Here is a 9,330-nt window from a genome sequence, read left to right as displayed (position 1 = left end):
CCCCCCCCCCCCCCCCCCCCCCCCCCCCCCCCCCCCCCCCCCCCCCCCCCCCCCCCCCCCCCCCCCCCCCCCCCCCGGCGCCCGCCCGCCCGGTTCGCGATGCACGCGCGCATTTCGCGCTGGTGCAGTATCGATGGCAACGCAGAAGGCCGGATGTCGCGACGCAGATCGAGCATCTCGGCCGTTTGGCCGAGCGCATGCAGCGTGCGCGCGAGCGTCGTCATGAGCGTGCGAACGCGCGTGTGTCCGAGCTTGCGGCGCGCTTGCAGGTGCTGAGTCCGCAGCGCACGTTCGAGCGCGGTTACGCCGCCCTGATCGATACCCAAACGGGCCGTGCGCTGCGCGCGCCGAACGCACTCAAACCGAAGCGTCCGATGACCGTGCATCTCGCGGAAGGCTCTGCCGATGTCCTTCTCGCCGATGTCCAGCCGCGTTTGTCCGACGAATTCTGATGGCCTCGACACCGGCCTTTTGACGAAGCCGCCAAGTGCCGCAGGAGCACTTTTGACGCTGCATTCAAGCTTTGGAAAGCAATCTTGCTCATAAAGGCAGGCGGTTTGCGGGGTTATCCCAAGTCGCCTACAATCCATTGCTCCAGCGCTTCACTCCCCACAGTCCCTACAAATCACATAGAAAAGGAAGCTGCAATCATGGAACATACCCTCCCGCCGTTGCCGTTCGACAAGAACGCGCTTGCTCCGCACATGTCGGAAGAAACGCTCGAGTATCACTATGGCAAGCATCACCAGACCTATGTGACGAACCTCAACAAGCTGATTCCGGGCACCGAATTCGAGAACCTTCCGCTCGAGGAGATCGTGAAGAAGTCGTCGGGCGGCGTGTTCAACAACTCGGCGCAAGTCTGGAATCACACGTTCTTCTGGAACAGCCTGTCGCCGAACGGTGGCGGCGCACCGACGGGCGCGCTGGCTGACGCGATCAACGCCAAGTACGGCTCGTTCGACAAGTTCAAGGAAGAGTTCGCCAAGGTCGCGACCGGCACGTTCGGTTCGGGCTGGACATGGCTTGTAAAGAAGACGGACGGCTCGCTCGATATCGTCTCCACCAGCAACGCCGCCACGCCGCTCACGACGGATGCCAAGCCGCTCGTGACCATCGACGTATGGGAACATGCTTATTACATCGATTACCGCAATGCGCGTCCGAAGTTCATCGAAGCGTATTGGAACATCGTGAATTGGGACTTCGCTTCGAAGAATTTCGGGGCTTAAGGCTTACGGTTTGCGCCGATCCCGCATCGTCGTTCGCGATGTCGGATCGAACGAAAAGCCCTCTACGGAGGGCTTTTTGCATGGCGAGGAACGTTCGCGCGTCGGCGGTTTCTGCGTCTTGCCGCCGGGAAATCTAGAATGTCGCTTTGATCGGCCGTGCCGCATCGCTTGGGTCGGCCCTCACGCGTGATATCACGATGAAACGCTTTCTCGCCCTCTGTCTCGCCGCATGGTCCGCTGCGGCGCTTTTATATTTCGGACGCCATTCCACCGCGTTGATCGTGCTGTCCGGCGTGCTCGCGCTTGCAGGGCTCGATATCGTCAAGCCGGACGCCGAGCGCCGGTCGTAATCCCGCTATTCAGCGCCGCCGCGGCACCGCTTCCCAATTGATATCGACGCATAGCACCTGCAAGCCATACGGCGTCTGCGCGGCGATGGATGCCGTCACGCAAAGATGCGCCTCGTTGATGGACAGATACGGCGCGGTCAACTGCACGCGTCCTGGCGCGCGCAACGCCTCGATGAAATACGGCCGACGCTCCCAGCTCGCGCCTTCCGAATGCAGCAGCGGACTGAAACGCTTCGCGCGCTGCGATGTACGCACGACCGGCACGACGTTATCGCCGATCTGCCGGCCTTCCTGATCGAGCAGAAAACAGCGCGCCGTATCGACCAGTTGCAGCAGCTCGCTCGTCGCGGCGGCCAGCGTTTCGCCTTCCATCAGCTTGACTGCCGCGCGTTCGAGGCCGCTCACGTAGGGTTCGAGACGCGCGGCTTGCGCCCGGTCGCGCGCGCCCACGCGTTCGCGCGACGCAGCCGACAACGCATCCATCACGCCCGCAGCGACTTGCGGATGCACGGCATCGACGCTCGGCTGCGCGAAGTACGCGCCCTGCACGAAATCGACATTGCATTCGAGCGCGATCAGCGCGTCGCGCTCGGTCGCGAGGCCGCCCATCAACACGAGTTGCCCGGATTCATGCAGCAGCGATACGAGCCGGGGCAACACACGCTCGATATGCGAATGCTCGGTCGCCTGCTGGAGAATGCAGCGGTCGAGCGTCACGATGTCAGGCCGCAACTGCCACACGCGATCGATATTCGAATGCTTCACGCCGAAGCCATCCAGCGCGATCAGAAACCCCGACTTGCGCATGGAGTCGATGATTTCGGTGAAGCGCGTCGTCTCGCCGCCCGCCTGTTCGGGCACTTCCAGCACCACGCGTTGCGGCGGCAAGCCGATGTCCTTCAACGCGGCGAGGAGCGCGTCGCCGTAGCTCGTGTCCATCAGCGCGGCGGGGTGGAGGCTCAGAAAGAGCCATTCGTCGTGGCTGTCGAACGCGTTGAAGTTGCCCAGATGAAGGGACTCGGCCAATCGTCCCAGTTCCAGAAGATCGCCGCGCCGTGCCGCCTGGGTGAACACTTCGTGTGACGGTACATGACGATGTGTCTCGTCCCGTGCACGCAAGGACGCGTGATAGCCGATCGCACGCCGATGCGACACCGAGAACACCGGCTGAAACACGCTGAACACGGTGTACTCGCCGTACAGCACGGTGCGACGCGAGCCGTCATCGCCCGCGACGGGACGCGGAGACTGGAAGCGGGGTGGATCGATGTCAACCATGCTCATGGTGTCGAGGGCCGGGCAATTTACTTAATGAGACAGTTTACAAGATCGGGCACATCACGTTCCAGCAAAAAGCGTGCGAATTCAATGTGCAAGCGGGGGAGCGCGATTAATCGGCGCGCTTTTGTGTGTACATTGGCTCGGCGCACGGCCGGACGGTAATGCACGATGCGGCGGCATGCCGTTTGAAGGTCGTGTAGCGGTGCTGTCCGCACTCTGTCGGTGCGAAACGCACAATCGGATGGCGCGGCGAAAATTTTCGGCCGAGCCGACGAAACCCGGCTTTAGTTCGCTTCGGAAGGATCTGTCTTTCGCTTCGTCGAGCGTACTTCCGGCGCAAGCTGCCCGAAAATCCACGCCGTTGCCGCCGTGATGATGCCCACGCAAAGGAAGGTTGCGTGGAACGCGGGCAGCGAATTGGTTTCCGTCACGCGCGTGAGGATGCCGGTGAAGGTGGCGAGGATCGCGCCGGCGATGGTCACGCCAAGGCTCATCGACAGCATCTGCACGAGCGAAAACAGACTATTGCCGCTGCTCGCGCCGCCGGTGCCGAGATCTTTCAGCGTGAGCGTGTTCATGGCGGTGAACTGCATCGAGTTGACGCCGCCGAAGATCGCCAGTTGCACGAGACGCAGCCAAAGCGGCTGATGTTCGCTCGTGAGTCCGAAGCTCGCCATCATCAGTCCGACGAGCACGGTGTTCACGACCAGCACGCGCCGATAACCATGCTTTTCGATCAGCCGCGTCACGAGCCGCTTGCACAGCATGCCGGCCGCGGCGACCGGCAGCATCATCATGCCCGCCTGAAACGGCGTGTAGCCGAGGCTCACCTGCAAGAGCAGCGGGATCAGATAAGGCATCGCGCCGCTGCCGATGCGCGCGAAGAGATTGCCGAGCAGGCCGACGCTGAACGTGTGGATCTTGAATAGATCGAGCGAGAAGATGGGTTGCGCGGCGCGCGTCGCATGCAAACCATAGGCGACGAAGCATCCGAGGCTCAACACCAGCAACACGATGACGATGGCATGCGGCAGACCGAGATCGGCCAGGCCATCGAGCGAGATCGTCAGCGCGACCATGCCGACTGCGAGCAGCAGATAGCCGGCAAGATCGAAGGGCGCGGTGGCGGGATTGCGGCTATCGGGCAAGAACATCTTGGTCGCGATGCAGCCCACCACACCCACCGGCACGTTGATGAGGAAAATCCAGTGCCACGACGCGATCTGCACGAGCCAGCCGCCGAGCGTTGGCCCGATGAGTGGCCCGATAAGCCCTGGAATGGCGACGAACGCGAGCGCCGACAAGTAGCGTTCGGCGGGAAACACGCGCAACACGGCCAGACGTCCGACTGGCAACAGCATCGCGCCGCCGATGCCTTGCACGACGCGGAACGCGACCAGCGCCGTCAGCGACTGCGCGTTGGCGCACAAGAGCGAGCCGATGGTGAACACGAGAATCGCGCTGAAGAACACGCGCTTCGTGCCGAGCTTGTCGGCGAGCCAGCCGGACACGGGGATCATCATCGCCATCGTGAGCGAATAGCCGATCACGACGCCTTGCATGCGCAGCGGCGCTTCGCCGAGACTTTTCGCCATCGCGGGCAAGGCCGTGTTGACGATGGTCGAGTCGAGCGTCTGCATGAAGAAGCCCGTGGCGACGAGCCACAGCATGACGGTGAGTGAGCGTTCCGAAGGCGGCGTGGCGGCGATGTCGGTCATGGGCGCGTCGGCGCGTGAGTCACTTGCGCAACTCGGCGACGAAGTCGTAGTAGTCGTTGCGGCAGTAGGTATCGGTGAGTTCGATCGCGCGTTGATCGGCGGTATAGCCTACGCGCGTGATGAGCAAAAGCGCGTCGTGCGGCGCGATGCCCATTTGCTGCGCGATCTCCGCGCTCGCGTTCACCGCGCGAAAGTGCTGCAACGCGCGCACGATCGAGAGGCCGCGCGTGTCGAGATAACTGTAGAGCGAGTCGCCGATGACCAACGGATCGGGAATGAGCGAGGCGGGAAACGTGGAGTTTTCGACGGCCATGACGATGTCGTCGGCGAGACGCAGGCGCTTCAGGCGCGTGACGGCGGCGGCGGGCGAGAGGCCGAGTTGAATGACTTCGTCGCGATTGGCGGGCTCGATCTTGCGCGAGAGCCATTGCGAGCTCGGCGTAAAACCTCGGCGGCGTAGCATCTCCGAAAAGCTCGACAGACGCGAGAGCGGGTCTTCGTAGCGCGGCGTGATGAAGCTGCCCGCGCCTTGTTCACGGCGAATCAGCCCTTGTTCGACGAGCAATGCGATGGCTTTCCTCGATGTGATCCGCGAGACGCCCAGCGCTTCGGACAGCACACGCTCGGAGGGCAGGGCTTCGCCTGCGTTCCAGCGATTGTCGTGGATGGCGTTGGCGAGCTTGCGTGCGAGTTGCAGATAGAGCGGAGTGTCGCTGTCCGGGTCCGGGCGCAGGTCACGCCAGCGGTCTTCCGAGGTCTGGTTCATAAAGCGGACGCTTGTGGGCCGAGCGGTGATTTTAAGGCAAAGGTGTGCGGATCGTTCGGGGGTTTTTGATGAGCGGCGCGATGGCTCGGCGGCTGGCCTCTCAGCGGCGATCGATTCGAGACTTACTCCCTGACGCGGGTGGCGACTTTTACGGTGTCCCTGCGAAAAATAGACAGAGGCAAATTCTTGCCGTGAATTTCCTATTAGATAGACTGACCTGTCAACTGTGGTTGACGGTTTGTGAACCATGGATTACGATGACTTTTAGGCTTAACATTCGGACCACAGAGCTTTTTGACGACTGGTTCGTTGCATTTAAGGACCGCATCGCAAAACGCCGAATTCAAGCTCGTATCGACCGACTCGCGTCGGGCAATCCAGGCGACACTAACTCGGCCGGCTCACCGGTGATTGAAATGCGGATCGATCATGGACCAGGCTATCGTGTTTATTACGTTCATCGTGGAGACGTGTTGGTGATCCTGCTATGTGGGGGCGATAAGTCGACTCAAGACAGAGACATCAAGTCCGCACACGCCATGCTGCCTCACCTTGACATGGAGTAATCAATGACCCCAACCAAGATCAAAACTCGTCCCTGGGACTCGGTCGAGCACCTTAAGACCGAGGAGGACCTTGCTGAGTATTTCGATGCATGTCTTCAAGAAGGCGGCGACGATTCCGCGTTTATTGCACACGCGCTTGGCGTGATTGCGCGAGCGCGCGGCATGGCGCAGTTGGCGCGCGATACAGGCATCAGCCGCGAAGGGCTTTACAAAGCGCTATCGGAAGACGGCAACCCCAGCTTCGCAACCATCCTCAAAGTAGTCAAAGCCCTCGGCCTGCAATTGCATGGCTCGAAAGCCGGCGCCTGATCAACTCACGCCGTGGCGGGCCCACCCAGACCGCGCCCGCCACGCATATAAAGCGCCACCGACAAGCCCACCGCCAACGCCGCAGCCAGCGCGGCAAACAAGAACACCGACCCGTATCCAAACTCGCCAGCGACATAACCCGCCAAAGGCCCGGTCAATCCCAGCGACAAGTCCAGAAACACCGAGTAGGCCGACAACGCCGCGCCGCGCGAAGCCGGCGGCACGAGTCCCACCGCCTCGACGCCCAGCGCCGGAAACACGAGCGCGAAGCCGAAGCCGGTCAACGCAGCGCCTGCCAGCGCGAAGGTCGGCTCGGCTGCGAGCCATAGCATCAGCAAGCCCGCGCATTCGAAACAGAACGAGACGATCGCCACGCGGAAGCCGCCATACACCTTGATCGTGTTGGCGAACAAAAGCCTCGCGCCGACGAACGTCGTGCCGAACACCGTGAGCGAGAGCGCCGCGTGCGGCCAGTTGTGCGCGGCATAGAAGAGGGTGATGAAAGTCGCAATGGAACCGAAGCCCGCCGAACCCAGCGCAAGCCCGATCCCGTGCGGCAGCACGCGGAAGAACACGCTGCGGTACGACATGCGCTCGCCATGCACCACCGGCACGCTTTCCATGCGCTTCGCGAGCCAGTAACCGAGGCCGCCCAGCGCGATCACGATGAGCGCAAGCGCGGAAAAGCCCAGCGAATTGTCGATCGCCACGCCGAGCGGCGCGCCGATGGCCAGCGCGCCGTATGTCGCAATACCGTTCCACGAAATCACTTTCGCGTTGTGCGAGACGCCCACGCGGCCGATTCCCCACGTGATCGATCCCGTGCCGACGAGACTTTCGCCGACTCCGAGCACGAGCCGCGCGATCACCAGCAGCACGAGACTCACCGCATGCCACTGCGTCGCGAGCGCGGAGGTCAGGAGCATTGCGCCGCTGATCGCGCAGGCCACGAGACCGTAGAGCACGGTTTGCTTGGGGCCGGCGGTATCGGCTGAACGACCGGCGAGCGGCCGCGACAATAGGGTGGCGAAGTACTGAACGCTGATCGCGGCGCCCGCCATCACCGAGCCGTAGCCGAGATCCGTATGCACGAAGCCGGGCAAGACCGCCAGCGGGATGCCGATGGTCAGATAGCAAAGGAACGTGTACACGACGACCGACACGATTCGAAGCGTGACGGCGAAGTCGCCTTGCGGCGCGGTGGCGGGTTGGGTGGACATAGAAAGGCGCGGGTTACTACGGGGTTGATTTCGACGCGAAAGCGTGATTGTCACATAGCTTGCGACCCGATGTCGCGCCAGTTTTGTAACCACGTGGTCCAAATTGCCTGTCCGAACGGTCGGGCGGCATGTCGGGAAGCCGCGCTGCATAAGGGTTTCACGACTTATCGAGATGGGAGTATGTCGTACATGCAATGTCGCCTATGGGTTCCGGATTTTGGCGGTGATAGCTTTCGAATCATCGAAGCGCTAGGAGTAATCCGAGAAAGCGCCGGAACCATCCGAAGCCACCGGCTGCGCACTCCGCGCAACCAGCAAAAAGAATCATCGAAGCCCCGCGAGACAGAATTTCATGACCCAGCCGATCCGCTTTTACCATCGCAATGCGATCCGCGAAGTAAGCGGCGCGTCGACCACGCGCACCGTCCTGCAATACCTGCGCGAAGACGCGCGCTGCACCGGCACCAAGGAAGGTTGCGCCGAAGGGGATTGCGGCGCGTGCACGGTCGTCATCGGTGAACCGGACGGCGCGGGCGGCGTCGCGTTCAAGGCGGTCAACGCGTGCGTGCAGTTTCTGCCGACGCTCGACGGCCGCGCGCTCTTCACTGTCGAAGACTTGCGCCAGCCGGACGGTTCGCTGCATCCGGTGCAGCAGGCGCTCGTCGATTGTCACGGTTCGCAGTGCGGGTTCTGCACGCCCGGCTTTGCCATGTCGATGTTCGCGCTCTACGAAAAGCATGGTCATGCAACGCAAGGCTGTGCGCAGGCTTGCGACAAAACGCGGCCGTCGCGCCAGGAGATCAGCAACGCGCTGACCGGCAATCTGTGCCGCTGCACGGGGTATCGGCCGATCATCGAGGCTGCCGAGCAGATGTTCGATCACGCGCCGCTCGCGCCGTTGAACGTCGAGGCGCTGGCGCGTTCGCTCGACGGCATCGCGCGTGACGACACTTTCCACTACGAGCACGCGGGCCGCCAGTTCGACGCACCGCGCACCGTCGACGCGCTCGCGCAACTTAGAGCCGAAAAGCCCACGGCGCGCATTCTCGCGGGCAGCACGGACGTCGGCTTGTGGGTGACGAAGCAGTTGCGCGATCTCGGCGACATCGTCTATGTCGGACAGATCGAGGCGCTCAAGCATGTCGAGACGACCGAGGAGTGGATCGAGATCGGCGCGGGCGTGTCGGTCGAGCGCGCGTATGCCGAACTCGTGAAGACATATCCCGAACTCGAAGAGACGCGTCAGCGCTTCGCCTCGCTGCCGATCCGCAATGCGGGCACGCTCGGCGGCAATGTCGCCAACGGCTCGCCCATCGGCGATTCGATGCCCGGTCTCATCGCGTTGAACGCACGCGTCGTGTTGATGAGCGTCGATGGCCCGCGCGAGATGCCGCTCGAAGATCTCTACATTGCATATCAAAAGAAGGACATGGCGGAGAACGAGTTCGTCGCCGCCATCCGCGTGCCGACGCGCGGCGGCCAGCGCGCGAAGCTGCAATTTCGCGCCTATAAGCTCTCGAAGCGCTTCGATTCGGACATTTCCGCCGTGTACGCCGCGTTCTCGTTTATCGCGGACGGCGACACGATCCGCGAGCCGCGTCTCGTCTTCGGCGGCATGGCCGCGACACCCAAGCGCGCCACGCACGCCGAAAGCGTGCTCGCCGACGCGCACTGGCACGAAGCCACCGCGCAGGCCGCGATGCTCGCGCTCGGCAAGGACTACGCGCCGCTCACCGACATGCGCGCGAGCAGCGACTATCGGCTGGATACCGCGAAGAGCGTGCTGTATCGATTCTGGCTGGAGACGCGTCCGCACAATCCGATGCCCAAGTCGAAGCTGGATGTGCGTGCAATCGAACTCGTCGAAGTGAAGTAAGGAGCCGATAAG

The 9,330-nt window shown here is 62.6% G+C and carries 10 protein-coding genes; 6 read left to right on the top strand and 4 right to left on the bottom strand.

Features of this window, described 5'->3' with window-relative positions:
* From NCR40_RS10765 to NCR40_RS10755, 3 genes are all read left to right on the top strand, one after another.
* On the top strand, positions 1-452 hold a 452-nt coding region (locus tag NCR40_RS10765; protein ID WP_284507747.1), incomplete at its 5' end, for an exodeoxyribonuclease VII large subunit.
* 198 nt (positions 453-650) lie between these two features.
* Positions 651-1,232 (top strand): superoxide dismutase, encoded by a 582-nt coding sequence (locus tag NCR40_RS10760; RefSeq protein ID WP_250465492.1) that lies wholly within the window; start codon positions 651-653, stop codon positions 1,230-1,232.
* Positions 1,233-1,429: 197 nt separating this feature from the next.
* Complete coding sequence (locus tag NCR40_RS10755) at positions 1,430-1,582, top strand: hypothetical protein (protein ID WP_250509440.1); 153 nt, start codon at positions 1,430-1,432, stop codon at positions 1,580-1,582.
* 9 nt (positions 1,583-1,591) lie between these two features.
* Here NCR40_RS10755 and NCR40_RS10750 read toward each other — a convergent pair whose 3' ends face one another.
* The 3 genes from NCR40_RS10750 to NCR40_RS10740 all read right to left on the bottom strand — a co-directional run bounded on the left by NCR40_RS10750 (position 1,592) and on the right by NCR40_RS10740 (position 5,347).
* Positions 1,592-2,866, bottom strand: a complete 1,275-nt coding sequence (locus tag NCR40_RS10750) for an EAL domain-containing protein (protein ID WP_244826144.1) — start codon at positions 2,864-2,866, stop codon at positions 1,592-1,594.
* Between the two features lie 281 nt (positions 2,867-3,147).
* On the bottom strand, positions 3,148-4,581 hold the full coding sequence (gene mdtD / locus NCR40_RS10745) for a multidrug transporter subunit MdtD (RefSeq protein WP_250509439.1): 1,434 nt from the start codon (positions 4,579-4,581) through the stop codon (positions 3,148-3,150).
* 19 nt (positions 4,582-4,600) lie between these two features.
* Positions 4,601-5,347, bottom strand: a complete 747-nt coding sequence (locus NCR40_RS10740; protein ID WP_244826142.1) for a GntR family transcriptional regulator — start codon at positions 5,345-5,347, stop codon at positions 4,601-4,603.
* Between the two features lie 257 nt (positions 5,348-5,604).
* Here NCR40_RS10740 and NCR40_RS10735 point away from each other — a divergent pair, with 257 nt between their 5' ends.
* Together NCR40_RS10735 and NCR40_RS10730 are read left to right on the top strand one after the other, a co-directional pair.
* On the top strand, positions 5,605-5,913 hold the full coding sequence (locus NCR40_RS10735) for a type II toxin-antitoxin system RelE/ParE family toxin (protein ID WP_250465488.1): 309 nt from the start codon (positions 5,605-5,607) through the stop codon (positions 5,911-5,913).
* A 3-nt stretch (positions 5,914-5,916) separates the two neighbouring features.
* Entirely contained in the window at positions 5,917-6,222 is a 306-nt protein-coding gene (locus NCR40_RS10730) for an addiction module antidote protein (protein ID WP_244826139.1), read from the top strand.
* Positions 6,223-6,227: 5 nt separating this feature from the next.
* On the opposite strand, the gene NCR40_RS10725 is transcribed toward NCR40_RS10730, so the two are convergent.
* Positions 6,228-7,442, bottom strand: coding sequence for an MFS transporter (locus NCR40_RS10725; RefSeq protein ID WP_244826137.1), 1,215 nt, complete (start codon positions 7,440-7,442; stop codon positions 6,228-6,230).
* A 352-nt stretch (positions 7,443-7,794) separates the two neighbouring features.
* On the opposite strand from NCR40_RS10725, the gene xdhA reads away from it, so the two are divergent.
* Entirely contained in the window at positions 7,795-9,318 is a 1,524-nt protein-coding gene (gene xdhA / locus NCR40_RS10720) for a xanthine dehydrogenase small subunit (protein WP_250509438.1), read from the top strand.
* Positions 9,319-9,330: the final 12 nt, after the last annotated feature.

The sequence above is a fragment of the Caballeronia sp. GACF4 genome, from assembly GCF_023631025.1.
Lineage (GTDB): Bacteria > Pseudomonadota > Gammaproteobacteria > Burkholderiales > Burkholderiaceae > Caballeronia.
This window is presented reverse-complemented; position numbering and strand designations above follow the sequence as displayed.